Consider the following 26,353-nt stretch of genomic DNA (forward strand, 5'->3'; position numbering starts at 1 on the left):
GTCAGTCCTCCGTCACGGGACGGTCGGGCGCCGCGGTCGTCGAGACCCGGTCAGGCGCATTCGCCGCATCAGGATAGTCGACGGCGCGGGCCGCGCCGGACGTCGTTCGGGTGACGCCGCGCAGGAAGCCGGCCCCCCACGCGAGATGCATGGTCGCCACCACGGCGGGCAGTCGCACCGCGGCGGCCGCCCCGAGCCCCCGGCTGACCACGGCCGACCCGACGACGACGCCCAGCGCGTAGGTCAGCGGCGCGAGGCCCCCGAGCAGCGGCCAGGACGGCCCGAAGGTCGCACCGACGACGACGAGGAGCACGCCGCCCCCGACGGCGAGCACGACCGCCGGCGGAGCCAGGTACCGCAGTCCGGCGGTCTCGGGATAGGTACGGACCACCTGGCGACGCCACTGCCCGGTACGGAAGAACTGCCGGGCCAGCGCGCGCGCGTCGCCCCGCGGGCGGTAGGTCACCGCGAGATCGGGGTCGAACCAGACGACCTCGCCGGCCGAACGCAGCCGATGGTTCAGCTCCCAGTCCTGGGCGCGGACGAAGTGCTCGTCGAACCCGCCGACACGCTCGAGGGCGTCGCGGCGGAACACTCCGAGGTAGACGGTCGGCGCGGGCCCGCGCGCGCCCCCGGTGTGGAACGGGGCCGCGCCGATCCCGAGCGGCGTGCTCATGGCGCGCGCCACCGCGCGCTGGAACGGGGTGCGCCCGACGGGCACCATCCGTCCGCCGACGTTGGCGGCGCCGGTCGCGACGAGCTCGGCGACGGCCCGCGTCACGTACCCGTCGGACAGCTCGCTGTGCCCGTCGACGCGCACCAGGACGTCGTGGCGCGCCGCACCCACCGCGAGGTTGAGGCTCGCGGGGGTGATGCCGGTCGGACTCTCCAGCACCTGGACGCGCGGGTCGCGGGTCGCGAGGTCGCGCGCGATCTCGAGCGTGCGGTCGGCGCTCGGCCCGACGGCGAGCACCACCTCGAGCTCGCCCGGGTAGTCCTGCGCGAGGATGCGCTCGACGGACGCGGTCAGGTCGCGCTCCTCGTCACGGACAGCGAGGATCACCGAGACGGCCGGCGGGTCGGCGGGTAGCGCACGCTCTGCGGGATCGGGGCACATCCGCACCAGGCTAGCCCAGGCCACGGTCGACGCCGTGCGACCCTCCACAGGCGCCCGGGACCCGCCGTGCGTGGTCTGTGGCCGTGATCTGCACAGATTCTTTACCGCGTGCGACCGTGGGCTCCCCCGGTCCGCCGTCCCCGCTGCCTAGGATCGACGCCGTGCCAGCCGCCCGACACGCCAGTCCCCAGCGCCCGTCGAACGTCCGCCATGCCCGCAACCACCGCACGCACCGCGTGCTGCGCGGGACCGCGCTCGTCACCGTCGCGCTGCTCGCGTTCGGCGGCACGGCGGTCTACGCGACCTACGCGCGGCTGACGAACAACATCCGGCAGGTCGACGTGAGCGCCCTGCTCGGTCCGCGACCGACACCGTCCGCCGTGGTCGCGGCAGGCGACGACCCGAACGCGGGGCAGGACGTCAACATCCTGCTCCTCGGCTCCGACTCGCGGATGGGTGAGAACGGCGACATCGGCGGCCGGGTCACCGGTGGGATGCGGTCCGACACCGCGATCGTCATGCACATCTCGGCCGATCGCAGCCGGGTCGAGATGGTCTCCATCCCGCGCGACTCGCTCGTCGAGATCCCCAGCTGCAACACCAGCACGGGCGAGAAGACCAACACGAGCAGCCGCGCGATGTTCAACGAGGCGTTCGCCCGCGGGTGGGACACGGGCCTGGACCTCGAGTCGGCCGCTGCGTGCGCGTGGCTGACGGTCGAGAAGAACACCGGTCTCGTGATCGACAACTTCGCGCTCGTCGACTTCGCCGGGTTCGAGGACATGGTCGACGCGATCGACGGCGTGCCGATCTGCATCCCGGTCGACCTCGACGACAACAAGGCCAAGCTCCACCTCACCGCGGGCTACCAGACGCTCCGTGGCAAGGACGCCCTCGCGTTCGCCCGCTCGCGCCACAACAACGCGAGCGACGGCTCCGACATCGGCCGGATCGGGAACCAGCAGCGCCTGCTCGCCGCGATGGCCACCGAGATCCTGCACAAGGACGTCCTGGCGAACTGGACGCAGCTGCTCGGTCTGCTCAACGCGGCTACCCGGTCGATCACGACGTCGATGAGCACGACCGACATCGCGGGCCTCGGCTACAGCATGCGCGGCGTCCGTGGCGGCGACATCACGCTCATGACGGTCCCGTGGGGCACCCCGGCCGACGACAAGAACCGCGTGGAGTGGACCTCCGAGGCCGACATCGTCTGGGCGAACATGGCCGCCGACGTGCCGATCCTCGACGGCACCAGCGAGGAGCCCGAGGCATCGGCGACGCCGTCGGCCACACCGAGCGCATCCGCCACGCCGGGTGCGACCGCCACTCCCGGCAAGTCCGCCACGCCCAAGCCGAAGGCGACGCGCAAGGCCGGGCGTGAGGCGTTCACGCTCGACGACTCGACGGCGTCCTGCACGCAATGACCGACGGAACCCGTCCACCGAGCTTCGCCCCCGAGCCGGGCGGCGCACGGCCGCGTCACGACGACGCGGTCGTCGTGGGCGCCGGCCCGACGAACGGCCCTCGGAACGGGGCGGTTCCCCCACCCCCGCCGCCGCCCGCGTCGTCACAGGCCTCGTCGTCACAGCGCTCGTCGACCCAACGCACCCCACCGCCGGCAGCGGCCGGACGGGGCGCTGCTGCCCCCGTACGGCCCGCGTCGATCCCGCCCGGCCCTGCGTCCACCACGCCGCGCTCGTCCTCGAGCCGCCCGGGTACGACCCGCGCCGCGGGCGCGGCCGCCCGGCCCACGACGAGACCGCCGGGCCAGCCGGGCCCGGCACAGCAGGGTCCGGCGCAGCAGGGTCCGGGGCGGCCGGGCGTTCCCGGTGCCCCCGCGCCGCGCCGACGGCACCGGCTGCGGTGGACGCTCGTGTGCCTCGGACTCGTCCTGGTGCTCGTGCTCGCCTGGCCCATCGGGCTCGCCGTGTGGGCCGACAAGCAGATCACGCACACCGACGCGCTCTCCGGTGCGGCCGGCACGCCGGGCACCACGTACCTGCTCACGGGTTCCGACTCGCGCGCCGACGGGGCGATCAAGGACGACGGCACCGCGGGCGCCCGCACGGACACGATCCTCGTGCTGCACGTGCCCGAGAGCGGGCCGACCGCACTCATCTCGATCCCGCGCGACACGTACGTCGAGATCCCGGGCCACGACGCCAACAAGATCAACGCCGCCTACGCGTGGGGCGGCGCTCCGCTGCTCGTCGCGACCGTCGAGGGCTTCACGGGGCTGACGATCGACCACTACGCCGAGATCGGCATGGGCGGCGTCAAGGAGGTCGTCGACGGAATCGGCGGCGTACGCCTGTGCTACGACGCCGACGTGGACGACCAGGACTCGAAGATGAAGTGGAAGGCCGGCTGCCACGTCGTCGACGGCACGCAGGCGCTCCAGTTCGCACGGATGCGCAAGTCGGACCCGCAGGGCGACATCGGCCGCGCCAAGCGCCAGCGTCAGCTGGTCGGGGCCGTGATGGGCAAGCTCGACCCGAAGTCGATCGCGCTGCACCCCTCCCAGCAGGTCGACCTCCTCAAGGCGGGCACGGCGGCGCTCACGGTCGACGAGGACGCGAACACGCTCGACCTCGCCCGCCTCGCGCTCGCGTTCCGCGCGGCGAACGGGCCGGGCGGCATCACGGGCACCCCGCCGATCGCCGACCTCGACTACCGTCCCGGCAACGTCGGCTCGACGGTGCTGCTCGACCCCGAGGAGACGCCGACGTTCTGGAAGCAGATCCGCGACGGCGACCTGCCGGCCGGGAAGGTCGGCGGCCTCGACTGAGGGTCGAGGCGTGAGCCGTCAGTCGTGCGCCAGCGCGATCTGCGCGGTCAGCCGCTGACCGCACTCGAGGAAGACCCAGAGCCGCCCGTCGTCGACGACCGGCTCGGGCGCGGCCGCGCGACCGTCGCACGCGGGGAGCTCGTCGGGCCCGATCACGCGCCGCGCGTCGCCGGTCGCCCGCAGCGCGGAGGAGACGGGCAGGCCGAGCACCTGCCCGGTGTCGTCGTGATAGACCACCCAGTCGCCGTCGGCGAGCCGCACCCAGTTCGCTCCGGAGACCGAGTGCCCGGCGGGCGGCACGACCAGCGGCTCGGCCTCGGGGACCCACGTGTGCAGATCGACGGACCGCAGCACCCGGATCTGCCGGTCGCCCGTCGAGGTGCGCTCCATGACGAGCATCGCCCAGGCGTCGGGGTCCGCGGGGTCCGGGAACACGCGCGCGTACGAGGCCTCCGAGGACTGCGCGCCCAGGTCGCTCGCCCGCACCGCGACACCGCCGGGCTCGAACGTCCGACCGTCGCGCGACGTCGCCCACCGCGTCACGTCGTTCTCCCCGTGGAAGAACAGGACCACCTGCTCGTGGACGGCGTCCCACACCGCGTCCGGGGACGACACATGGCTGACCGCCGACAGGCTCGGCCAGTCGGTCGAGATCAGCGGGTTCCCCGGGGCCGGGGTCCACGGGCCGCCGAGATCGTCGGCGACCATCAGCGCGATCCCGCCGGGATCCTCGTGCGGCGCGTAGTACAGGTACCACTCACCCAGCGGGTCGTCGAGGTAGGCACCCGCGTGCAGCACCGACGGGAAGATGAACTCACCCGTGGGCGCGTAGTCGAGCTCGTCGGGGTCGGTGAGCACGGAGACGAACGTGAGATCACCGGGGCTCGGCAACCGCGGTTCCGCGGAGCCGCACCCCGTGAGCCCGACGAGGACGAGCCCGACGAGCGCGAGCCGCGGCGCGGCTGCGACCCGTCGGGCCCGCACGGTCAGTCGTTGCGGGTCGTCGTGACGATCCCGGCGCCGACCGTCCGGTTGGTGGACTCGTCGACGAGGATGAACGATCCCGTCTCGCGGTTCAGCTCGTACTGGTCGACGAACACGGGCGAGCTGGTGCGCAGGCGCACGCGGCCGATGTCGTTGAGCCCGAGCGAATCGGCGTCGACGTCGCGGTGCAGCGTGTTGATGTCGATCCGGTACTCGACGTCCATCACCTTGGCGCGCGTGCTGCGCGTCGTGTGCTTGAGCCCGTACACGACGCCCTTGCGCAGCGGCGCGGTCTCGTCCATCCAGCAGATCTGGACCTCGAGGTCCTGCGTCGAGGTCGCCACGTTGGCGGGACGGCAGATCATGTCGCCACGGCTGATGTCGATCTCGTCCTCGAGGCGCACGACGACCGACATCGGCGGGTAGGCGACCTCGACCGGCTCGCCGGCCTGCTCGATCGACGCGATCGTCGACTCGAAGCCCGAGGGCAGCACGACGACCTTGTCCCCCGCGCGCATGACACCCGACGCGACGCGGCCCGCGTAGCCGCGGTAGTCCCGCGACGTCTCGGACTGCGGCCGGATGACGTACTGCACGGGGAACCGCACGTCGATGAGGTTGCGGTCGCCCGCCAGGTGCAGCCGCTCGAGGTGGCCCAGCAACGTCGCGCCGTCGTACCACGGCATGTTCGCGCTGCGATCCACGACGTTGTCCCCGGCGAGCGCGGACACCGGGATGAAGGTGATGTCGTGCGTGCGCAGGCGGGCCGCGAAGTCGGTGAAGTCGGCGCGGATGGCCTCGAAGACCTCCTCCGACCAGTCGACGAGGTCCATCTTGTTCACGCACACCACGAGGTGCGGCACACCGAGCAACGTCGCGAGGAACGCGTGCCGCCGGCTCTGCTCGATCATTCCCTTGCGGGCGTCGACCAGGATCAGCGCGACGTCCGCGGTGGACGCGCCCGTGACCATGTTCCGGGTGTACTGGATGTGCCCGGGGGTGTCGGCGATGATGAACTTGCGCCGCGGCGTGGAGAAGTAGCGGTACGCCACGTCGATCGTGATGCCCTGCTCCCGTTCGGCACGCAGGCCGTCGGTCAGCAGCGCCAGGTCGGTGTAGTCGTCGCCGCGGTCGGCGCTGACGCGCTCGACCGCCTCCACCTGGTCGGTGAACAGCGACTTGCTGTCGTACAGCAGGCGGCCGATCAGGGTGGACTTGCCGTCGTCGACCGAACCGGCCGTCGCGAACCTCAGCAGATCGCTCATGTCTAGAAGTACCCCTCGCGCTTGCGGTCCTCCATCGCGGCCTCGCTGACCCGGTCGTCGCCGCGGGTGGCCCCGCGCTCGGTGACCCGGACCGCCGCGATCTCCGTCACGATGTCCTCGAGCGTGGCCGCGTTGGACTCCACGGCAGCCGTCAGGTTGGCGTCACCCATGGTGCGGTAGCGCACCATGCGTCGCTGCACGTCCTCGCCCGGCTTCGGCTGGACGAACTCGTTGACCGCGTAGAGCATGCCGTCGCGCTCGACGACGTCACGCTCGGCGGCCAGGTACAGGTCCGGGATCTCGACGTCGTACGCCGCGATGTAGGACCAGATGTCGAGCTCGGTCCAGTTCGACAGCGGGAACACGCGGATCGACTCGCCCTGGTGGACCCGCCCGTTGTAGAGGCTCCAGAGCTCGGGGCGCTGGTTCTTGGGATCCCACTGGCCGAACTCGTCACGGAAGGAGAACACGCGCTCCTTGGCGCGCGCCTTCTCCTCGTCGCGCCGCGCGCCGCCGAACAGCGCGTCGAAGCCGTTGGCCTCGGCGGCCTCGAGCAGCACGGGCGTCTGGATCCGGTTGCGCGAGCCGTTCTTCTCCTCGCGCACCGTGCCGCGGTCGATCGCGTCCTGCACGGAGGCGACGACGAGGCGCACGCCCAGCTCGTCGGCCGTGCGGTCACGGAACTCGATGACCTCGGGGAAGTTCAGCCCGGTGTCGACGTGCATCACCGGGAACGGGATGCGCGCGGGGGCGAACGCCTTGGCCGCGATGTGCAGCATGACGATCGAGTCCTTGCCGCCCGAGAAGAGCAGACAGGGCTTGCGCATCTCGGCGGCGACCTCGCGGAAGACGTAGATGCTCTCCGCCTCGAGCGCAGCCAGGTTGCTCAGCTGGTAGTTGGTCCGGGTGGTGGTCACGGCGCAGCGTTCTCCTTCGCCGGTGCGGTCGCGCGCATGGCGCGCGAGATCAGGTCGAGCAGGTCGTCCGCGCGGTCCGCCTCGCACACGACGAGGTCGGGCAGCCACGGGTCGGGTCGGTTGTACTCGAGCGGGGTGCCGTCGAGGCGCGAGCAGTGCAGTCCGGCGGCTCGCGCGACCGCGACGGGCGCGGCGGAGTCCCACTCGTACTGCCCGCCGCCGTGCACGTAGGCGTCGCACTCGCCGGTCACGACGGACATCGCCTTGACGCCGGCCGAGCCCATCGGGACGAGCTCGACGTCCGTGAGCGCGGCGATCGCGCCGATCAGCTCGGGCGGGCGGCTCCGGCTGACCGCGAGGCGCAGCGGGCCGCCGCTCGACGCGGCACGCGCCGGACGGAGGTCGGTCGTGTAGACCACGTCCCGGCCGGGCAGCGCGACGGCCCCGGCGGTCAGGCCGGTACCCCGCTGCCACAGCGCGACGTGCACCGCCCAGTCGCTGCGCCACACGCCGTCCTCGTCGTGCTCGGAGAACTCGCGCGTGCCGTCGAGCGGGTCGACGATCCAGACGCGCTCGGCGCCCAGCCGCACCGGGTCGTCCGCACCTTCCTCGGACAGCACGGCGTCGTCGGGACGCACGCGCGCGAGCTCCGCGACGAGGTACGCGTGCGCGGCCGCGTCGCCGGCGTCCTTGAGCGCGGCGGTCGTCAGGTCGGCACCGGCGGCGCGCACGTCGAGCAGGACGTGACCGGCCCCCTGTGCGAGCCGTGCCGCAAGCTCCTCGTCGGGCGTGCTCATGCGGAGCTCCCCCGGGTCCGACCCAGCTTCTCCTGCCAGCCGCGCAGGTCGAAGCCCTCGATCCGCGCGATCTCGTCGGCCCCGGCGAGCAGCATGCCGTGCAGCGCGGACGCGGAGATCTCCGCGAGGACGGCCGGGTCGACGGGCGGGACGTCGTCGGTGAGCCGGGGCAACCGGCGCAGCTCGGCCGGGTCGCCCACCACACGCACGCCCGAACTGGCCAGTGCGTCGATGAGCGAGTCGGCCAGCCGGACGGCGAGGTCCGCGCTCGCGGCCGGGAGAGCGGGCTTGGGCTCGCCCGGCACCGGCGTGCGTGCCATCAGTCCGTCGACCGCGCCGTAGTGCTGCAGTGCGCGCTGGACGCGCGGGAGCACGGCCGGACCGCTGCGCACGCGCGCGTTGAGCGAGCGGATGATCTCGATCTCGGGCGCCGTCATCCCCCGGTTGAGCTGCGAGACCGCCAGCGTCCCCGACGGCATGCCGAGCATCGACTCGAACACGTTGAAGAGCCGCTCGGGCGCGCTCTGGTCGAGGATGATGACGACCATCCGGTCGGCGCCGAACTCGCCCGCCCAGCGGGAGACCACGTTCTCGCCGTCGCTCTCGTCGAAGATGTTGAAGATGCGCGGGTCCTGCTCGCCGTCGCTCAGCCACTGCTCCTGCGAACGCGGGTCGCCCTTCTTCACGTCCTGCTGCCACAGCGACGGCAGCAGCGAGGCGACGTTGCGGAGCACGAGCGCGATATGACCCTCGTCCCCGACGAGGTCGTGCACGCGCCGCGGTACGTCCCCACCGAAGGTCGCGAGCGTCTCGTCGCTCAGGAGCGCACGTGTGAAGCCACCTGCGGCGAGCTCGGCGGCGATCGGCAGCTCGCGGATGTCCGGCGCGCTGCGCAGCATGTTCATCTCCCGGCGGTGGTGCGCGGCCTGTCCCGGGTAGCGCACGCCGTACTTGCCGAGCTCGCCGCGCGCACGGTGCACGCCGTACTGGATCGAGGTGCTGCCGGTCTTCGGCGAGCCGATGTGCACGAGCGTGCTGCCCGGCGGGATCTGCGGCACGGTCTCGGTCGGGTCCCGATCCACGTCTGCGTCGCTCGTCACGGTCAGCCTCTCCGTCGTGTCGGGCTCGCTCGCACCGACGTGAAACCCTGCACCGACCTGAAGCTCTGCGGGGGGCGTCCGGGACCCGCCCACCGATGCCGCCAGGCGCTGGTCCAGCCGGTCTCGCGCGGCGAGAAGCCCACCCTCCAGCGCGATCGTCGCGCGGTCCAGCGCGATCTCCCCCTCCGGTACCGGCGCGCCCTCCGGTGCCCCGAGCAGCGCCGCACGTGCACCCGCGACGACCTTCGCGGCCGGACCGGCGCCGTGCGGGCGGTCGTGGCGCACCAGCTCCAGGACCCGCGACTCCGCGTCCGTCAGACGGGAGACCGTCGACGCAGCGCCGGTCTCCTCGTCGTCCTGGGGCATGCGCGTAATGATCGCTTCCTGGGCCGGTGTCGGTGGGGTCTCCCGCGCGCTCGGCACGCAGGCGCTCACAGAGTAGTCGATGTCGCCGTCGAGTCGCGCCGCCGGTTCCGATGCCGGTACTCGACCGCCGAGACCCGGTTGACGAGGCCGTCGAGCGCGGCCCGCAGCAGCGCCTCCGGTACCCCCGGCGCGGTCGGCGGGGCGACGCCGGCGGCCGGCCGGCTGAGCTCGGCGAGGTCGCCGACGACCCGGACGCCGCTCGCGCGCACCGCGTCCGCGAGCCGGTGCGCGACCTCCTGCACCGCGTCCTGGTGCTCGAGGGGCACCCGGGGGCGCGCGACGCCCGGGGGCGGCGTCCACCCGGTCGCGAGGCCGGGCGCGATCCCCGAGAGGACGAAGCGACGCGCCTCGCGTGCGTCGTCCACGTCGCCGTCGCGCAGTCGCTCGTTCAGCGAGCGCACCAGCTCCAGCTCGGGCCACGTCAGGCCGCGGTTCTGCTCGCGCACCACCAGCGTGCCGCTCGGGAGCCCGCACATCGACTCGAAGACGTCGAACAGTCGCTCCGGCGCCGACCGTTCGAGCACGACGACCGTGACGGCGTCGGCGCCGAACGCCGAGACCCAGCGCGTGATCAGCTCGTCACCCTTGTGCCGCCGGAAGATCGAGAAGTCGTCGATCTGCTCGAGCCGCTGCTGCGTCCAGTCACCGATGCCGTCCGTGACGCCGCGCTTGATCTCCTGCTGCCAGTAGGACGCGAAGTACTCGGTGACGTTGCGCAGCGTCAGCACCACGTGGGAACGCGGCCCGACGAGATCGCGCACCTCGGCGACGCGCTCGGGAGACTCGCTGGCGAGCTGCTCCGTGCTGAGCACGACGCGCCGCTCGTCCTCGCGGGCGAGCACGGCCCGCAGCCGGTCGATCGCGGCTCCTCCGTGACGGAACAGCTGGTCGAACTCGTCCTTGTGCTTGCTGACCCGTGCGTTGCCGGGGTAGACGACGCCGAGGTCCGGGAGCGCGCGGCGCAGGTCGGCGAACGCCTCCTGGATCGACGTGGTCCCCGTCTTCGGCGCACCGATGTGCACGAGCCGGGTCCCCGGCTCGAGCAGGAGGTCCTCGCTCACTCGACGCCCCGCTCACGCAGCGTCGCGAGCACCACCTCGACGGCCTCGCCGAGATCGAGGCGCGACGTGTCGATGACGAGGTCGGCGTCCGTGGGCTCCTCATAAGGCGCCGAGATGCCCGTGAACTCGGGCACGTCGCCGGCGCGCGCGCGGGCGTACAGGTGCTTGCGGTCGCGGGCCTCGCAGACCTCGAGCGGTGTCGAGACGTGCACGAGCACGAACGACGCGACGGCGCTCGCGCGCTGGCGGACGTCAGCGCGGTCCGCCTCGTAGGGCGCGATCGCGGCCGCGAAGACGATGCCTCCCGCACCCGCGACGAGCGACGCGACGTACCCGACGCGCCGGACGTTCTGCGAGCGCGACTCCCGGTCGAAGCCGAGACCGGCGGAGAGCATGTGCCGCACCTCGTCGCCGTCGAGGACCGTGACCTTGCGCCTGCTGGTCTCGGCCACGCGCGCGGCCACCGCCTTGGCGACCGTCGACTTGCCCGACCCGGACAGCCCCGTGAACAGGACCACGGCCCCGGGCGTGAACCCGGTGGCGAGCGCCCCCGAGAGCTCGCCCGCCGACGCATGGGGGAAGTGCTCCGCGAGCACCGCCTCGCGCGCCCGCAGCACCTCGGTGTAGGCCAGCCGGTCCGGACCCGGCTCGGCAGTCAGGTCCAGCACGTCGGTCGCACCGTACGCGCGGGCGATCTCCTCGAGCGTGGGCGGCAGGTCCTGCGGCCACGCCAGCGCTTCGAGCCGCGCGGTGGCCGAGAACGGCACGGCGACGACGAGCGTCGGCACGCCGACCGCTTCGCGCGCCGCCTGTGCCGCACGCACGACGCCGGCGCCCGGGACGTCGTCGGCATGCGCCGGACGCGGCTGCCCGACGAGGCACAGGAGCACCGCACCGGCGGCGTGCAGCTCGCGGGCCCGCTCGGCCGCGGCGGCGAGGTCGCCCACGCCGATCACGTCGTCGAGCACGACGGCGAGCACCGTCCCGGCGACGCCGCGCGTCCAGGCACCGACGCGCACCCGCACCTCGTCGGCGGGGAGCCGGAACCCCGGGTCGGCGTCCTCGCCGCGACGCAGCGCGCGGCTGCGCAGCGGCTCGAGCCGCGCCCCGGCGGCCGGTCGCACGGCGAGGGGCGTGTTCTCCGCGTCGGCCAGGACCACCGGACCCGGCTCGCCGGTCGCGACCACGGGTTGACGTTCCGCCGGGACACCGCCGCCCAGCGCGAGCTCGACCGCGTCGGCGTCGGCGTCGGCGAGAACCACATGGGGCAGCGCGCCCCAGCGGGCCCAGTCGTCGGTCACGGGAACTCAGGGTACCGGTGCCCACGTCAGGCCAGGATCGCGACGTGCCAGGGCCGCGGCGGCCGGCCCCGGACCCGCGCACGGGCTCGGGTACGCTCGGCTCCCGTGGACGATCCCGGCGACTTCCTGCGTCGTGTCGGCGGCGTCGATGCGTTCCAGTGGAACCCCCTGCGCCCCGACCCGACGTCCGCGACCCCGCGCCTGCTGAACAACTTCGGCGACCTGCTGGGGCCGCTCGTCGTCGAGCTGGAGCTCGCGCGTATCGCCCCCGGCGCGGCCACGTCGCTGCCGCCCGAGCGCCGGGTCGTCTCGGTCGGCTCGGTGATGCACCTCGCGCGCCCACGGGACGTCATCTGGGGAACCGGGATCAACGGGAAGGTCTCGAACGCGAGCGTCCACGGCAAGCGCTTGCTCGACGTGCGTGCCGTGCGCGGGCCCTGGTCCGCCGCGTACATGACCGCTCGCGGCATCGAGGTGCCGGCCGTCTACGGCGATCCCGCGCTGCTGCTGCCCGAGCTCATGCCCGAGCTGCGCGACTGGGCGACGGCGCACCGCACCGACGTCCTCGTGGCCCCCAACTTCAACGACCTCGCCGAGGCGGTCGCCGACTCGTACCCCGTGCTCGTGCCGACCAACCCGCTGCGCACGGTGCTGCGGACGATCGCGCAGTCGCGGTTCGTCGTCGGTTCGTCGCTGCACGCCGTGGTGATCGCGGACGCGCTGGGGATCGACGCGAGGTTCGTCGCGTCCGCGAACGAGTCGACGTTCAAGTACCGCGACTACCTCGCGGGAACCGGCAGGCCGTTCACGCGCATCGCCCCGGACGTCGCGACCGCACTGGCGTGGGGTCCGCACGAGCCGCTGCGGATCGACCTCGACCGGCTCGCGGCCGCGTTCCCGCGCGACGTCTGGGAGCTCGGCCTCCGCACGACCGGCTGGGCGGGGCGCCCGTTCGAGCTCGCGACGTTCCCGCAGGACGTGCTCGACGACGTGCTGCGCGCGTTCACGGGCCAGGCCACGCACGACGAGCTCGTCGCGACCTTCCGCGAGCGGCTCGCGGACGCGGCGTCGGCCGCGGCGCACGACGGCGAGCAGGGCGAGCCCGCGGTCGAGCACGCTGCGACCTACCGCGAGCTGCTCGTGCCCGAGCTCGACGTCGCTGACCTGACGGACGACGAGCGCGAGCAGGACGACCTCGTCGTCCGAAGGGACACGACGAGGCTCGCGCTGTGCGCGCGCGTGCACGGCACCCCGGTGCTCGCCGAGCTGCGCGCCGTGCGCGGCGCCCTCGGCGGCGTCGTCGTGAGCCTGTCCGTGCAGTGCGGTCGCGTCCGCGGCCTCGTCCGGACGATCGCGTTGGAGCTCACCGCACAAGGCACCGACCGCACCGTCGTCGCGCGCGTGCCCACCTCGCCCTTCCACGGCCGGCAGTGGCACATCGACGTCGACTGCTTCGTCCCGGCCGGCCCGCTCGCCGACGCACCGCGATGGGACGTGCACGTCCTGATCTCGGACGGCGACGGGGTCACCGCACGCGTGCCGCTGGCACCACGCGGATCGCTCGGCCTCGTCCTCGACCCGTGGGCACCGCCCTCGGGCCAGGCGCCCGCGCAGGCCTGGGTGCTCGACGTCCCGTCCGCGGTCGCCTGACCGACGACCGCCACCGAGAGGCGACACATGCCCACGCTCCTGGCGTTCCCCGCCTGGCGGGACAACCCGTACCTCAACCTGCTCTACCTCGCCGCCCGCGGCGAGGGTTGGGACGTGCAGGGCACCACGGCACATGCCGAGCTCGTCAGGCGCGTCCCCGCGCTGCGCGCCGGCGACGTGCTGCACATCCACTGGACCCAGCCGGTGGTCCAGCCCGCGACCGACGAGGCCGAGGCCCGCGAACGGCTCGACGCCTTCACCGAGGCCGTCGCCGCAGCGGGTGAGTCGGGCGTGCACGTCATCTGGACGGTGCACAACTCGCTCCCGCACGAGCTCAACTATCGCCAGCTCGAGCTCGAGCTCGCGCACCGGCTCGGCAAGCTCGCACACACCATCGTGCAGCTCAACGCGCAGACCGTCGCCGCCGTCGAGGACGAGTACCACCTGCCGGCACACAAGGTCGTGACGCTGAGCCACTCGTCGTACACCGGGGTGTACCCGGCGGTCGTCGGCCGCGCCGAGGCCCGCCGCACGCTGGGTGTTCCGCCCCTGGCTCCGACGATCGGCTTCGTCGGCCAGATCCGGCCCTACAAGGGCATCACGACGCTCCTGGCGGCCGCCGCGCTGCTCGGCGAGCGGACCGAGGACCTCACGCTGTTGCTCGCGGGCAAGACCCGCGACGACGTCCTGCCGCAGATCGACGCGGCCCTGCCGGCCGGCGTGCGCACCGTGCGCCACCACGACTTCGTCGACGACTCCGACCTGCAGGTCTGGTTCCGTGCGGCCGACGTGATGGTGTTCCCGTACGAGCGGGTGCTCAACTCGGGTTCGGTGCTGCTCGCCGCGACCTTCGGGCGGCCGTGCATCCTGCCGCGCGAGCCGCACCTGGTCGAGGAGTTCGGTGCGCACTCGTGGGTGTCGTTCTACAACCCGGGTGCCAAGGCCGCCGAGAGCCTCGCGGACGCGATCGAGCGTGCCGTGCGCGACAGCCGTCGCACCGGCCACGACGCCGAGGCCTTCGCCGCGTCGTACACGCCGTACGACATGAGCCGCGACTTCCTCGCGATCCTCGACCGGAGCTCAGCCGCGCCTGCGCGGTGAGCTTCGGTCGACCTCGGCCCCGGCCGACGTCAGCGGCGGCGACGCAGCGCGCGCAGCACCCGGCGCGGCGGGGACGCCCGCCGGAACAGCGTCGCGGGGACGACGCCCCGCGCCTTGCCGCGCACGGTCATGAGCCCGAGCCGGCCGTGCTCGAGCCGGATCACGTCGCGGTCCACCTCCAACGGGACCTGCACAGCGGACTCGTCGTCGCCGAACCACACCTCGAGCGACCACGTGCCCTCGGACACGAGCGCGGACGCCGACACGTTCGCGCGCCATGCACCGTCGTCGAACCGCACGCGTGCCACCCCGCGCAACGTCTCCGGGCGCCCGGGCTTGTACGCGTGCAGGGTCACCGACGCCCTGCCGCGCGTCGGCGCCGGCAGGTCGAGCACGAGGTGGGCGACGGTGTTGCGCACCGTCAGTGACAGGAGCGCCACGGCGTCCGGGCCCGCCACCACCTCGGTGAGCGGCTGCGCTGCGCCGGTGTGCAGCGCGAGGCGGATCACGGTGTCGTGCGGCCGCTCGACCGCACCGATCGGCTCGGCGAACCACTGCGGTCGACTCGCCGCGAGCTCGACCAGCTCCTCGGCGCGCTCCCGTGACAGCGGTACGGACAAGGCGGCGATCGCCTCGATCACCCGCGTGTGGACGAACGTCTGCATCGTCGCCGGGAGCAGCCAGCCCGTCTCGTCGGCGGCGAGCGCGGCGCGCATCACCTCGACGGGGTCCATCGGCGCCGGCTCGAGGTCTCCGTCTCCGTACGCCGCGAGGACGTCACGCGCCCAGCGCGCGCGTCCGAGCGTCGCCAGCGCGTAGACGACCTGCTTCTCGGGCGCGAGCCGGACAAAGGCGCGCTCCCTGCGCATCGCGAGGAGCTCCCCCAGCAGGGCGGGCACCTCGGACGAGTCGCTCGGCGAGACGTCCTCGTCGCGGCTGAGCACGAACCGCCGCAGGTGAACCCACCCGTCGGAGTCGAGCACCATCGGCCAGTAGGCCGCGTCGATCTGGTCCTGACCCACCGCACCCAGCAGTCGCGCGCACAGCAGCTCCTGCGACAGGTAGCTGACCACGGCCACCTCGCTGCTCGCCTGGGCCGTCATCGACGTGCCACCGGGGCGGTCGCGGTACAGGTACACGACGTCGGGGACCACGTCGATGCTGCGCGCCGCGACGAGCGCCGAGATCATCGGGACGACGTCGTTGGAGCGCGGGACGCTCGGGAACGCGATGCCGCTCTCACGCCAGAAGTCCGCCCGGAACAGGCGGTTCCAGCAGGCCCGGTTGCGCACGAGCGTCGGGTGCTCGGCGAGCGTCACCCCCGAACGCCGGTCCGCGAACCCGGTCCAGCGGGCGGTCGGGCTCCACGTCTGCAGCGCGGAGAACTTCAGGAAGTCCCCGACGACGAGGTCGGAGCCGGACTCGCGTGCGGCCGCGAGCATCGCGGCATAGGCGCCGCGCGGGATCAGGTCGTCGCCGTCCGCGAACGCGAGCCACGGCCCGCGCGCCTGCTCGACCCCGAAGTTGCGCGCCTGACCGCCGCCGACGCCCGGTGCCCGCAGCGCGCGCACCCGCGGGTCGCGCGCCGCCCACGCCGTCAGCCGCTCCCACGTGTCGTCCTTCGAGTCGTCGTCCACGACGATCACCTCGAGCGGCACGTCCTGGTCGACCAGGATGCTCGTCAGGCACTCGTCGATCCAGAGCCCGACGTCATGCGTCGGGACCACGACCGAGATGAGAGGCGCCGGCGCCTCGAGCACGGGTGCCTCAGGTGAAGGCGACTCGACCACCGGCACCTCACTCTCGGGCACCTCCTGCGCGGGTGCCTCCTGCTCGGGCGCCTCCTGCGCGGATGCCTCCTGCGCGGATACCTCCTGCGCAGGCACCTCCTGCACGGCCTCGGCGTCCTCGGGCTCCGTCACCGGGTCCTGCGCCACACGTCCTCCAGGGTCGACCGCCTCGGCCGGACACGCGCCACGACCGCGCGACAGCATAGGCGGGGCGTTCGCCGGGTGCGCGTCCGCCCAGCAGCCGGCCGGTACCGGTGCGCTCCTCAGCCGACCGGGAACGTCCCGAGCATGGTCGCCGCCAGGAGCTTGCCTGTCGCCGCGCCGGCATCGCGCGGATGGCGGCCCTCGTCCACGAGCGCCACTCGCGCGTCCCGCAGGAGCCGCGCGTACGCGTCGCGGACGGTGCGGTCCGTCAACGCCTCGACCCCGTCGTCGGCGAGCGCGAGCAGGTGCTCCGCCTCGATGAGCCCCCCGAACCCGCGCCGCTCGGCGATCCCGAGCCCCAGGCGCGTCGGGCCGTACGGCACGTCCGCAGGCACGCCCAGGAGCTCGATCTCCCGCTCGGCCTCGCGCCCCAGCGGGCCGCCGAGCGCCTCGAGCCGGCGGGCGACGGTCGCGGGAGGGAGCGCACGCTCCGGCGAGTCGTACGGCAGCACCGCGAGCTCGGGGTCGACGAGCGCGAGCAGGTCGGCCATCGGCTGCTCGACGGCACCCCGCAACCGCGCCCGGTGCCGGCGTCGCAGGGCGGGCCGACCGTCCGTGCGACGGTGCCCGACGGCCGCCAGGCCCACCTCGTTGAGCGGGCGCAGCGACGTCATCCCCGTCAGGAGCCCGCCTGCGCCGCCGTGCAGGCCGTTGCGGAACCCCGCGTAGGACAGCTCGCTCGCATCGGCCCAGCCCGGGTCGCCGCCGGTGGCGCGCACGCCGTCCGCGAGCTCGTCCGCCACGAGGTCACGCACGTCCTTGGGCACGGCGCGCACCGTCCGCATCGAGCGCACCGGCACCCAGCCCCACGCACCCTTGTACACGCCGGCGCCGAGGCCCGTGATACCGACGTCACCCCGGCGTGCCGTGCGCCGCTCGGCGACCGTGTCGTAGAAGCCCAGCGTGCCGGACGCGACCACCGCGAGCGGCGAGTCCAGCCACCGCCGCTCCCCGTGCAGCCGGCGCGGCACGTTCAGCAGCAGCCGGTACCGCGCGGCGAGGTCCCGGACGACCGCGACGTCGCCTGCGCTCGAGGGCCCATGGTCCGTGGTCTCGACGACGAGCGTGCGGTGCGTCCCGAAGCGCACGGCACCCGCGAGCAGGAGTCGGGAGTCGTACCCGCCCGAGAGCAGCAGGCGCACGTCCCAGTCGTCACGCGCGGCGAGCGTGCCCATCGCCCGCACGACGAACGTCGCGGCGGCCCGCAGCGCAGCCACGTCGTCGAGCTCGACGTCCACCACCCGGTCGACCAGGGACGGCCCGTCGACCCGCGTCGTGAGACTCGCGACGTCGACGCCCACCCCGCGCGCCGCCGCGACGTACGCGACCTCCCGCACGTGGGTGCGCTCGCCGAGCTGCTGGTGGCAGATCGACAGGGTCGAGGTGCGGGACAGCAGCGAGCGCTCGTCCGGCGTCACGGGTGACGCGAGCCACGCGCGCAGGTCCGCGAGGACGAGCAGCGAGTCACCGACGGCCGCGAAGCCGGGGCCCTGCGTGCGGGCGAGCGGCACCGAGCCGAGCACGTCGCGCCGCACCCGCACGGTGGCGGTGTCCCACGAGACGAGCACGAACTCCCCCGACACGCCGTGCGGGTCGCGCCGCACGGCGTCGGGCAGGGCCGACCACCCCTGCGCGCCGAACGCGATCGCGGCGTGCTCGGGCACCATCGCGGTGCCGCGGAAGAACTCCCCCGTCGGGACCGTCGGCATCCGCCCGGTGACCCGCGACGCACGGTCCGGCACAGCCGGCAGGAGCCCGTCGCGCACCCGGGGGCTGACGAGCAGCAGGTCGCGCGTCGCGTCGAGCGCGACGTGCAGGTGCTCGCGGGGTGGGCAGCCGGACGCCGCGAGCCACTCGACGACGCGCGAGCGCAGGTCGACGGACGTGACCACGACGAGGTAGTTGGACACTCAGCGGGTCCCGCCGCCGGGCCTGCCCGGGGCGCCGGCGGGCGCCCGCCGGACGTCGTAGGCCGCCCGGACGACGACCGTGGCCTCCCACGCCCGGACGCGCGCAGCCGTCAGCCCCCGGGCCAGACGCCCGCGTCGACGAGGGACCGGAACCGCCGCGGCCGGTGGCACGTCGACCGCGACGAGGCCGTCGCCGCCGCGCTCCGCCCGCACCACGCGCGCGGCCGGCCACACCGCCCGCAGCACGTCCCCGACCGGCACCGCGACGTCGTCGACGCCCGGCAGCACGACCAGGTCGACCGCGCCCCCCGCCGTGCCGACCGCCGCGCGCAGCACGGGTGCGTCGACCTCGAGATCGGCCGGTGCCCACGCGAGCGGGTGCTGACCGCGCAGGTGGTCGCGCAGCTCGAGGACGCGCGCTCCGGCCGCGTCGACCGCTGCGCGCACGCCGGGCTCGTCGGCGAGGCGCGGCGCGAGCTCGACGACGGGTGCGCACGTCGCCGCGAGCACGACGACCTCGTCGGACGCACGACGCGCGAGCGCGAGCGCGTCGGCGAGCCCCGCACCGGCCCCGACGAGCACCACCGCGGTCACCGCCCCGCCTCCGCGACCGCGCCACGGCCCACCCGTCGCAGGCCCGCGAGCAGCCGCGTCGCCCGGGCGGGTGCCGCCGTCAGCGCGGCCTCGAAGATCGCGTCGTCGCCCCTGGCGAGCAGCAGGGCCGCGGTCGCGTACAGGCGGCGCCGCAGGTCCGCCGGGAGCCGCTCGCGCTTGCCCACGTGGTACGCGACGATCCGGCACGCGCCGTACATCGCGCGCCGCCGGTACCGGTCGTCGCCCGACGCGTCCGCGAGGTCCAGCACCCGCCCGTAGGCCGGGAGGAAGTCGAGGGTCGCCTCACCGGCGGACTCGGTGAGTGATCCGGAGCCGGCGTTGCGCCGGTAGAAGTAGCCGGGGCTGTCCACCACCGCGCACGTCGTCCCGGCGAGGTGCAGCCGCCAGAACCACGGCCGGTCCGCGGCGGTGCGCAGGCCCTCGTCGAACTGCAGCAACCCCCGCTGCCCGAGCGACGCCGCGAACATCCCGGCCCACGGGAACGGGTAGTCGACGAGCGTCTGCCCGCCCGGGTCGCCGATGCCGTCGGTCGCGTCGAACACCGCCTCGCGCACGGGTGCGGGCGCGGTCTCGGGTATCCGCCGGTGGCCGACGACGCGCACGTGGTCGGTGCGCACCATGTCGGCCCCCAGCGCGTCGGCGCGGGTGACGAACGCGGCGAGGTGCCCGGGCGCGCACCAGTCGTCGACGTCGACGAACGTGACCCACCGGGCATCGACCTCGGCGAGCGCGCGGTTGCGCGAGGCCGGCGCCCCGAGCGGCGTCGCGTTGTGCAGCACGTGCAGCGCGGGGCGCTCGCGGGCGGCCCGTTCGAGCAGGTCGGCCGTCCCGTCCTGCGACGCGTCGTCCACGACGAGCCAGCGTGCGCCGTCGAGCGAGTTCGCATCCACCGAGGCGAGGAACGTCGGCAGGTAGGCGGCGGCGTCGCGCACGGGGACGACGATGTCGACGCGGCCCGGCATGCCCGACAGCATAGGATGGGCCGAGCAACCACTCGCTCCCCCCCTGAGGGTGCCGGTCACGGACCGCGCCGCCGACAGCCCCGTCGGGCAGGAGGGTCGAACCGGAGGACCGTCCTGGACCGCAGCGCCACCCCGCAGCCGCGCGCGGTCGTCGTGATCCCGGCACGCGGTGGCTCCAAGGGCATCCCGCTCAAGAACCTCGAGGTCGTCGGCGGTCGCACCCTGGTCGCACGCGCCGTCGAGACGGCACTCGCGGCGGACGGCGTGGACCTCGTGGTCGTCAGCACCGACCACGACGAGATCGCCGCGCACGCCCGCCGCGCGGGCGCGCGGGTGGTCGCACGCCCCGCCGCGATCGCGGGTGACACCGCGAGCTCGGAGTCCGCCGTGCTGCACGTGCTCGACGAGCTCGCGGACGAGGGCACGCAGCCGCTCGTGACGGTGCTGCTGCAGGCGACCTCGCCGTTCATCGACGCCGCCGCGCTCGCCCGCGCGGTGCACCGCGTGCTCGACGACACGGACGACGCGGTGCTCAGCGCCGCCCCGACGCACGTGTTCACGTGGCGCGAGCAGGACGGCCGGGCGGTCGCCGTGGGACATGACGCCGCGGTGCGCCCGCGACGACAGGACCGCACGCCCCTGTTCGCGGAGACGGGTCAGTTCTACGCGATGCGCACATCGGGCCTGCGGTCCGCCGGCCACCGCTTCTTCGGACGGGTCGGACTCGAGGTGGTCGACCCGGCGACGGCGGTCGAGATCGACTCACCCGACGACCTCGCGATCGTGCGGGCGCTCGCCCCTCGGTTCGCCGCGCAGCAGCAGACCGCGACCGGCGTCGAGCCCATCGACGTCGACGCGCTCGTCACCGACTTCGACGGCGTGCACACCGACGACCGCGCCCTGGTGGACCGCGACGGGCACGAGCACGTGCGCGTCTCGCGCGCCGACGGGATGGGCGTCAAGCACCTGCGGCGCGCGGGTGTGCCGATGCTGATCCTGTCCACCGAGACCGATCCGGTGGTCTCGGCACGCGCCCGCAAGCTCGGGGTGGAGTGCCTGCAGTCCGTCGAGGACAAGGCCGCCGCGCTGCGCGGCTGGCTCGACGCGCACGGTCTCGACCCGAGCCGCGTCGCGTACGTCGGCAACGACGTGAACGACCTTCCCGCGCTCGCGCTCGTCGGCTGGCCCGTGGCCGTCGCCGACGCGCGGCCGCAGGTCCGCGCCGTCGCGCGTATCGTGCTCGATGCCCCCGGGGGCGCCGGCGCGGTCCGTGAGGTGGCCGACCGCATCCTGGCGTCCCGCGACCGGGCCGGCGTGCCCGGCGTGGGACGATGAAGAAGGTGCCTCAGGTGCCGGAGAGGAACTACATGACCAGCGCGCCCTCGATCGAGTTCGGCAACCACAGGATCGGCACCGCCGAACCCGTGTACGTGATCGGCGAGATCGGGCTCAACCACAACGGTGACGTCGAGATCGCGAAGGCGCTGATCGACGTGGCCGCCGACGCCGGCGCCCAGGCGGTCAAGTTCCAGAAGCGCACGCCGGACATCTCGACGCCGCTCGCGCAGCGGGACCAGATCCGGCAGACGCCGTGGGGCGAGATGACCTACCTGGACTACCGCTACCGCGTGGAGTTCGGGCGCGAGCAGTACCTCGAGATCGGTGCGTACGCCGCCGAGCGCGGGCTGCAGTGGTTCGCCTCGCCGTGGGACGTGCCGTCGGTGGAGTTCCTCGAGGAGCTGGGCGTCGTCGGTCACAAGGTGGCCTCCGCGTCCGTCACCGACCTCGAGCTGCTGCGCGCGCTCGCAGACACCGGCAAGCCGCTCATCCTCTCGACGGGCATGTCGACGATCGAGCAGGTCGACACGGCGGTCGAGACCGTCGGCACCGACCGCCTCGTGCTCATGCACGCGACCTCGACGTACCCGCTGCCTCCCGAGGAGGCGAACCTGCGCATGATCGAGACGCTGCGCGGACGCTACGGCGTGCCGGTCGGCTACTCGGGCCACGAGCGCGGCCTGCAGATCTCGATCGCCGCGGTCGCGCTCGGCGCGGTCGCGGTCGAGCGTCACATCACCCTCGACCGCACGATGTGGGGCTCGGACCAGGCGTCGTCGCTCGAGCCGGGCGGACTGCAGCACCTCGTACGGGACATCCGCATCGTCGAGCAGGCGATGGGCGACGGCGTGAAGCGTGTCTTCCCCGGTGAGATCGCGCCCCTGTCCCGCCTGCGCCGCGTGGGCGCCTGAGGCAGGTCCGGACACCGTGAGCAGCACCACCCCTGTCTCCGCCGGTTCGGCGGTCCGTGCATGGGTGGAGTCACCGCTGCAGATGGTCTCGGCGCTGGAGGCCGCCGACGCCGGGCTCCTGGGCCCCGAGGTGTCGGTCGTGCACCGCTCGGGGATCAGGTCCATCGACGAGCTGGCCGCCCGCCTGGGCCGGGTGGCGCTCCCCTCGGGGGTGCGCCTCGAGGCGTCGAGCACGGGCGGCCTGTGGCGGCACCCCGCACCTGGCGCGGTCGGTGACGCGTTCTCGGGTGCGGTCCAGTCGCGCACCCTGCTCAGCCGACGCGCACCGTTCGTCGTGCTCGACGACGGGCTCGCGACGCTGCACCTGCTCGACCTGCTGACGAACCCGTCCGCGAGCGGGTTGTCGCGGGCACGCGCCAAGCCGGGGACGGCTCGACGTTCCCTCGCGCTCGCCGCCCGCTCGCACCTGCTGGGGCTTGCGCGCCGGGGCCGGCTGACCGTGTTCACCGTGCTGCCGGTGCGGCCGGAGGTCGAGCAGTCGTTCGCCCAGCTCGGCGGACAGATCGTGGCCCACTCCTTCGCGTGGAGCAGCTCGCTGCGCGAACCCGAGCTGCACGGCGCCCGCGAGGTCGTCGTCGGCTCCGCCATGGCGACCGACGGGCTGGTGCACCGCGCGGCCTACACCTCGTGGGTGCACGGCATCGCGGAGGCGGCCTCGGGCGAGGTCGTCTACATCCCGCACCGCCGCGAGAGCCCGTCGATCACCGCACACGTCGCCGACCGCGCCTCCGTCCGGGTCGAACGCGGGCCGTGGCCGGTCGAGGTGAGCCTGCGCTGCCTTCCCCAGGGGGCGGTCGTGCACTGCCTGCCGTCGACACCGCTGCTCTCGCTGCGCGGCGTGCTCGCCGACGCGGGAGTCACGCTCTCGGGCACCCGCATCCCGGACTCCTGGTGGACGACGGCCGCCTCGGCCCGGTTCCGGGCATCGCTGCCGGACGTCGAGGGCCTGGAGCCGTGACCCGGCCGCGTGCCCGGGTGCTCGCGGTCGCCGACTCCGACTCCTACCTCAAGTGGGCCGCGAGCACCCTGGAACGGCTCGCGTCCGCCGAGGGCCCGGGCACGGCCGACGACCTGCTCGTCGACCCCGCACTGGTGGTCCTGCGCTCCCCCACCGATCCGACGGACGAGCAGGTGGCCGCCGCCGTCTCGCGCAGCCGCTGGCACGACCGACCGCCCGAGCGCGTGACGCTGCGCGCGCTGCGCCGGCTCCTGCTCGCCACCCGCCCCGACGTCGTGCTGGTCGCGACGACCGGCCCGGCCGCCGAGCTGCTGCTGCGGACGCTCGCCGACCTGCCCTTCCGCCCGCTGCTCGTCACCGGCCTGCCGGGCATGTCCGTGCCCGCGACCGAGCTCGCGCTGCGCTACCGGGCGGGAGTCGACGTGCTCGTCGTGCACTCCCACCGGGAACGCGACGAGTTCGTCGACCTGGCGGCCCGGCTCGACATCCCGCTCGACGTGGTCGTCGACCGTCTGCCCTTCCTCGCCGGGAACGCGCACGCCGGTCCCGTCGCACCCGACACGACACCGCTGCGACGGGTCGTCCTCGCGCCGCAGGCGAAGTTCCCGGCACAGCTCGACGAGCGTGTCGAGCTGCTCGCCGCGCTCGGCAGGCTCGCGGCGGCCCGGCCCGACCTCGACGTGGTCGTCAAGCTGCGCGGCCTGGCCGGTGACGCGCAGACCCACCGCGAGCGCTGGCCGTTCGACACCCTGGTCGCCGAGCACGCCGAGCTGCCGGGCGTCGACGCGCTGCGGGTCGCCACCGGGCCGCTCGACGAGTTCCTCGAGCGCGGCACCGCGCTGGTGACCGTGAGCTCGACCGCGGTGCTCGAGGCGCTGGCGCTCGGGTTGCGTGCGCTCGTCGTCGTCGGCGAGCAGGGTGTCGGCGAGCACGACCTCACGCTCGTGTACGCCGACTCGGGCCTGGTCGGCACGCTCGACGACGTCGCCGCGGGCCGCGCCTTCACGGCCGACCCTGCGTGGCTCGAGCGCAACTACCTGCACCCCGAGCCGGACGAGCTGCCGGCCGCGCTGGCCGCGGGCGTCGCCGCCGCGCACGCCCGAACGCTGCCGGCGGTCGTGGTCCCCGCCCGCGTGGGCTCGCTGCCGTCGCGGGTGCGCCGCCGCGTCCGCCTCGCGCTGCCCCGCGGCTCACGCTGGGCGCGCTCGGCCGCCGACGTGCTGCTGCGCCGCTGACCCCGCCGCGCGTCGCGGCGGACCGCGTCAAGCCTGGAAGCCGGTGGCCTGGCGTCCACCCGTGAGCGAGCGCAACCGCTCGCCCTTCGCATCGGCCTGCGCCCGCAGGTCGTCGCGGAAGTCGGCCAGACGCGCGGCGAGCCGGCGCGACTCGTCGTCGGTGCCGGACGCGAGGATCCGCACCGCGAGCAGGCCGGCGTTGCGGGCACCCCCGACGCTGACCGTCGCGACCGGGATGCCCGCGGGCATCTGCACGATCGAGAGCAGCGAGTCGAGCCCGTCGAGGTGCGCGAGCGGCACGGGAACCCCGACGACCGGCAGCGTCGTGACGGACGCGAGCATCCCCGGCAGGTGCGCGGCCCCGCCGGCGCCCGCCACGATCACGCGCACACCCCGCGCGGCGGCCCCCTGGCCGTACGCGAGCATCTTCTCGGGCTGGCGGTGCGCGGAGACGACGTCGACCTCGACGGGCACGTCGAACTCGCCGAGCACCTTCGCGGCGGCCTCCATCACGGGCCAGTCCGAGTCGGACCCCATGACGATGCCCACCAGGGCTGCTGCGGTCATCGACCTCTCCTCACGTTCGGCGGCGTGCTGCCCATCCTGGCCGTCGCGGGCCGCGGACGGGTCCGTGTTCGCGGTCGGCGCACGTTCACGCGCGCTCGCCCCGCAGCAGCGCGGCCGCGGCGAGCGCGCGGGCACGCACATCAGCCAGGTCGTCGCCGCTCACGTTGACGTGGCCGAGCTTGCGGCCGGGCCGCACGTCCTTGCCGTAGAGCTGCACCTTGGCGCCCGGGTCGAGCGCGGCGACGAGCGGCAGCGCGTCGGTCAGCTCGACGAGCGAGCTGCCCAGCACGTTGGCCATCACGGTCCAGCGTGCAAGCGGTGCGGTGTCCCCCAGCGGCAGGTCGAGGACGGCGCGCAGGTGCTGCTCGAACTGGCTGGTCACGGCCCCGTCGATGGTCCAGTGGCCCGAGTTGTGCGGACGCATCGCGAGCTCGTTCACGACGACCGCGGGGTCGTCGTCCGGGCTCGCGACCTCGAACAGCTCGACCGCGAGCACGCCGACGACGCCGAGCCCTTCGGCGACGCGCACCGCCACGTCGACAGCGCGTGCCCGGGTCCGCTCGGCGAGCGCCGGCGCGGGCGCGACGACCTCCGCGCACACACCGTCGCGCTGTACCGACTCGACGACGGGCCACGTGCGCATCTCACCCGACGGCGTACGCGCGACGAGCACCGCGAGCTCACGCGTGAACGGCACCCGCTCCTCGACGAGCAAGGGTGCGGCCCCCGGCCGCGCAGCCCGCGCGAACCAGTCGTCGGCCTCGTCGGCGGCCCGCACGACCCGCACCCCCTTGCCGTCGTAGCCGCCGCGGGCGGTCTTGACCACCGCGGTCCCGTCGGGGCTCTCCGCGAGGAACGCCGCGAGCGCGGTCGCGTCGGGCAGCGGCGCCCAGCGCGGGCACGGCACCCCCAGCTCGGTCAGCCGGCGGCGCATCGTGATCTTGTCCTGCGCGTGCACGAGCGCGGCGGCACCCGGCCGGACGGGCACGCCGGCGGCGGCGAGCCGGTCGAGCAGCGCGTTCGGGACGTGCTCGTGCTCGAACGTCAGCGCCGCGGCGCCCTGCGCGAGCGCGGTCACCGCAGCCTCGTCGGACGCAGCACCCACCGGCGCGTCCACGACGACCTGCGCGGCCGACGACGTCCCGCTCTCGACGAGCACGCGCAGGTGCAGACCCAGCGCGGTGGCCGCCGGCGCCATCATGCGGGCCAGCTGCCCACCACCGACCACGGCCACCACGGGAGCGCTCACGGCCGCCCACCCTACCGACGCCGGCAGCGGGCCGCCGTGCAGGT

22 protein-coding genes are annotated in these 26,353 nt (G+C 74.1%); 8 read left to right on the forward strand and 14 right to left on the reverse strand.

What is annotated here, in order from left to right; translation table 11 throughout:
* Window position 1: 1 nt before the first annotated feature.
* Window positions 2-1,117 (reverse strand): glycosyltransferase family 2 protein, encoded by a 1,116-nt coding sequence (locus CCO02nite_RS09145; RefSeq protein ID WP_146842820.1) that lies wholly within the window; start codon window positions 1,115-1,117, stop codon window positions 2-4.
* 161 nt (window positions 1,118-1,278) lie between these two features.
* Here CCO02nite_RS09145 and CCO02nite_RS09150 point away from each other — a divergent pair, with 161 nt between their 5' ends.
* A complete protein-coding gene (locus CCO02nite_RS09150) occupies window positions 1,279-2,544 on the forward strand; it encodes an LCP family protein (RefSeq protein WP_246117454.1) in 1,266 nt (421 codons plus the stop codon).
* A 449-nt stretch (window positions 2,545-2,993) separates the two neighbouring features.
* Window positions 2,994-3,908: an LCP family protein gene (locus tag CCO02nite_RS09155; RefSeq protein ID WP_246117455.1), complete on the forward strand. Its 915-nt coding sequence runs from the start codon at window positions 2,994-2,996 to the stop codon at window positions 3,906-3,908.
* 18 nt (window positions 3,909-3,926) lie between these two features.
* On the opposite strand, the gene CCO02nite_RS09160 is transcribed toward CCO02nite_RS09155, so the two are convergent.
* The 7 genes from CCO02nite_RS09160 to cysC form a co-directional block, all read right to left on the reverse strand.
* Entirely contained in the window at window positions 3,927-4,892 is a 966-nt protein-coding gene (locus CCO02nite_RS09160; RefSeq protein WP_146842822.1) for a hypothetical protein, read from the reverse strand.
* Window positions 4,893-4,894: 2 nt separating this feature from the next.
* The gene (locus CCO02nite_RS09165) at window positions 4,895-6,157 is read right to left on the reverse strand and encodes a sulfate adenylyltransferase subunit 1 (RefSeq protein ID WP_146842823.1); all 1,263 of its coding nucleotides are present in this window, start codon (window positions 6,155-6,157) and stop codon (window positions 4,895-4,897) included.
* A gap of 2 nt (window positions 6,158-6,159) precedes the next feature.
* On the reverse strand, window positions 6,160-7,074 hold the full coding sequence (gene cysD, locus CCO02nite_RS09170) for a sulfate adenylyltransferase subunit CysD (protein ID WP_146842824.1): 915 nt from the start codon (window positions 7,072-7,074) through the stop codon (window positions 6,160-6,162).
* Window positions 7,071-7,871, reverse strand: coding sequence for a 3'(2'),5'-bisphosphate nucleotidase CysQ (locus CCO02nite_RS09175; protein WP_146842825.1), 801 nt, complete (start codon window positions 7,869-7,871; stop codon window positions 7,071-7,073). The genes cysD and CCO02nite_RS09175 overlap by 4 nt, the downstream gene beginning before the upstream one ends.
* Window positions 7,868-9,337, reverse strand: a complete 1,470-nt coding sequence (locus tag CCO02nite_RS09180) for a hypothetical protein (RefSeq protein WP_146842826.1) — start codon at window positions 9,335-9,337, stop codon at window positions 7,868-7,870. The genes CCO02nite_RS09175 and CCO02nite_RS09180 overlap by 4 nt, the downstream gene beginning before the upstream one ends.
* Window positions 9,338-9,402: 65 nt before the next feature.
* The gene (locus CCO02nite_RS09185) at window positions 9,403-10,458 is read right to left on the reverse strand and encodes a hypothetical protein (protein WP_146842827.1); all 1,056 of its coding nucleotides are present in this window, start codon (window positions 10,456-10,458) and stop codon (window positions 9,403-9,405) included.
* Entirely contained in the window at window positions 10,455-11,759 is a 1,305-nt protein-coding gene (gene cysC / locus CCO02nite_RS09190; protein ID WP_146842828.1) for an adenylyl-sulfate kinase, read from the reverse strand. Before cysC ends, CCO02nite_RS09185 begins: the two co-directional genes overlap by 4 nt.
* 105 nt (window positions 11,760-11,864) lie before the next feature.
* Here cysC and CCO02nite_RS09195 point away from each other — a divergent pair, with 105 nt between their 5' ends.
* Both CCO02nite_RS09195 and CCO02nite_RS09200 read left to right on the forward strand, forming a co-directional pair.
* Window positions 11,865-13,409 (forward strand): polysaccharide pyruvyl transferase family protein, encoded by a 1,545-nt coding sequence (locus CCO02nite_RS09195; RefSeq protein ID WP_186812648.1) that lies wholly within the window; start codon window positions 11,865-11,867, stop codon window positions 13,407-13,409.
* 27 nt (window positions 13,410-13,436) lie between these two features.
* Window positions 13,437-14,510: a glycosyltransferase gene (locus tag CCO02nite_RS09200; RefSeq protein ID WP_146842830.1), complete on the forward strand. Its 1,074-nt coding sequence runs from the start codon at window positions 13,437-13,439 to the stop codon at window positions 14,508-14,510.
* Between the two features lie 29 nt (window positions 14,511-14,539).
* Here CCO02nite_RS09200 and CCO02nite_RS09205 read toward each other — a convergent pair whose 3' ends face one another.
* The 4 genes from CCO02nite_RS09205 to CCO02nite_RS09220 form a co-directional block, all read right to left on the reverse strand.
* The gene (locus CCO02nite_RS09205) at window positions 14,540-16,432 is read right to left on the reverse strand and encodes a glycosyltransferase (RefSeq protein ID WP_146842831.1); all 1,893 of its coding nucleotides are present in this window, start codon (window positions 16,430-16,432) and stop codon (window positions 14,540-14,542) included.
* A 131-nt stretch (window positions 16,433-16,563) separates the two neighbouring features.
* Entirely contained in the window at window positions 16,564-18,414 is a 1,851-nt protein-coding gene (locus tag CCO02nite_RS09210; protein ID WP_146842832.1) for a hypothetical protein, read from the reverse strand.
* The gene (locus tag CCO02nite_RS09215) at window positions 18,415-19,008 is read right to left on the reverse strand and encodes a hypothetical protein (protein WP_146842833.1); all 594 of its coding nucleotides are present in this window, start codon (window positions 19,006-19,008) and stop codon (window positions 18,415-18,417) included.
* Window positions 19,005-19,991, reverse strand: a complete 987-nt coding sequence (locus tag CCO02nite_RS09220; protein WP_186812649.1) for a glycosyltransferase — start codon at window positions 19,989-19,991, stop codon at window positions 19,005-19,007. Before CCO02nite_RS09220 ends, CCO02nite_RS09215 begins: the two co-directional genes overlap by 4 nt.
* 153 nt (window positions 19,992-20,144) lie before the next feature.
* On the opposite strand from CCO02nite_RS09220, the gene CCO02nite_RS09225 reads away from it, so the two are divergent.
* Genes CCO02nite_RS09225 through CCO02nite_RS09240 form a run of 4 tightly spaced genes read left to right on the forward strand, consistent with a single transcriptional unit; the run spans window position 20,145 to window position 24,493 of the window.
* A complete protein-coding gene (locus tag CCO02nite_RS09225) occupies window positions 20,145-21,326 on the forward strand; it encodes an acylneuraminate cytidylyltransferase (RefSeq protein WP_246117456.1) in 1,182 nt (393 codons plus the stop codon).
* A 32-nt stretch (window positions 21,327-21,358) separates the two neighbouring features.
* A complete protein-coding gene (locus CCO02nite_RS09230; RefSeq protein ID WP_146842836.1) occupies window positions 21,359-22,240 on the forward strand; it encodes an N-acetylneuraminate synthase family protein in 882 nt (293 codons plus the stop codon).
* A gap of 16 nt (window positions 22,241-22,256) precedes the next feature.
* Window positions 22,257-23,258 carry a hypothetical protein gene (locus tag CCO02nite_RS09235; protein ID WP_146842837.1) on the forward strand — a complete coding sequence of 334 codons (1,002 nt, stop codon included), beginning with the start codon at window positions 22,257-22,259 and terminating at the stop codon, window positions 23,256-23,258.
* Complete coding sequence (locus CCO02nite_RS09240; RefSeq protein WP_146842838.1) at window positions 23,255-24,493, forward strand: DUF6716 putative glycosyltransferase; 1,239 nt, start codon at window positions 23,255-23,257, stop codon at window positions 24,491-24,493. Before CCO02nite_RS09235 ends, CCO02nite_RS09240 begins: the two co-directional genes overlap by 4 nt.
* Window positions 24,494-24,520: 27 nt before the next feature.
* Here CCO02nite_RS09240 and purE read toward each other — a convergent pair whose 3' ends face one another.
* Both purE and CCO02nite_RS09250 read right to left on the reverse strand, forming a co-directional pair.
* Window positions 24,521-25,060: a 5-(carboxyamino)imidazole ribonucleotide mutase gene (gene purE, locus CCO02nite_RS09245; protein ID WP_146842839.1), complete on the reverse strand. Its 540-nt coding sequence runs from the start codon at window positions 25,058-25,060 to the stop codon at window positions 24,521-24,523.
* An 85-nt stretch (window positions 25,061-25,145) separates the two neighbouring features.
* Window positions 25,146-26,309 (reverse strand): 5-(carboxyamino)imidazole ribonucleotide synthase, encoded by a 1,164-nt coding sequence (locus CCO02nite_RS09250; RefSeq protein WP_146842840.1) that lies wholly within the window; start codon window positions 26,307-26,309, stop codon window positions 25,146-25,148.
* Between the last annotated feature and the right edge of the window lie 44 nt (window positions 26,310-26,353).

Source organism: Cellulomonas composti (genome assembly GCF_007990245.1).
GTDB lineage: Bacteria > Actinomycetota > Actinomycetes > Actinomycetales > Cellulomonadaceae > Cellulomonas > Cellulomonas composti.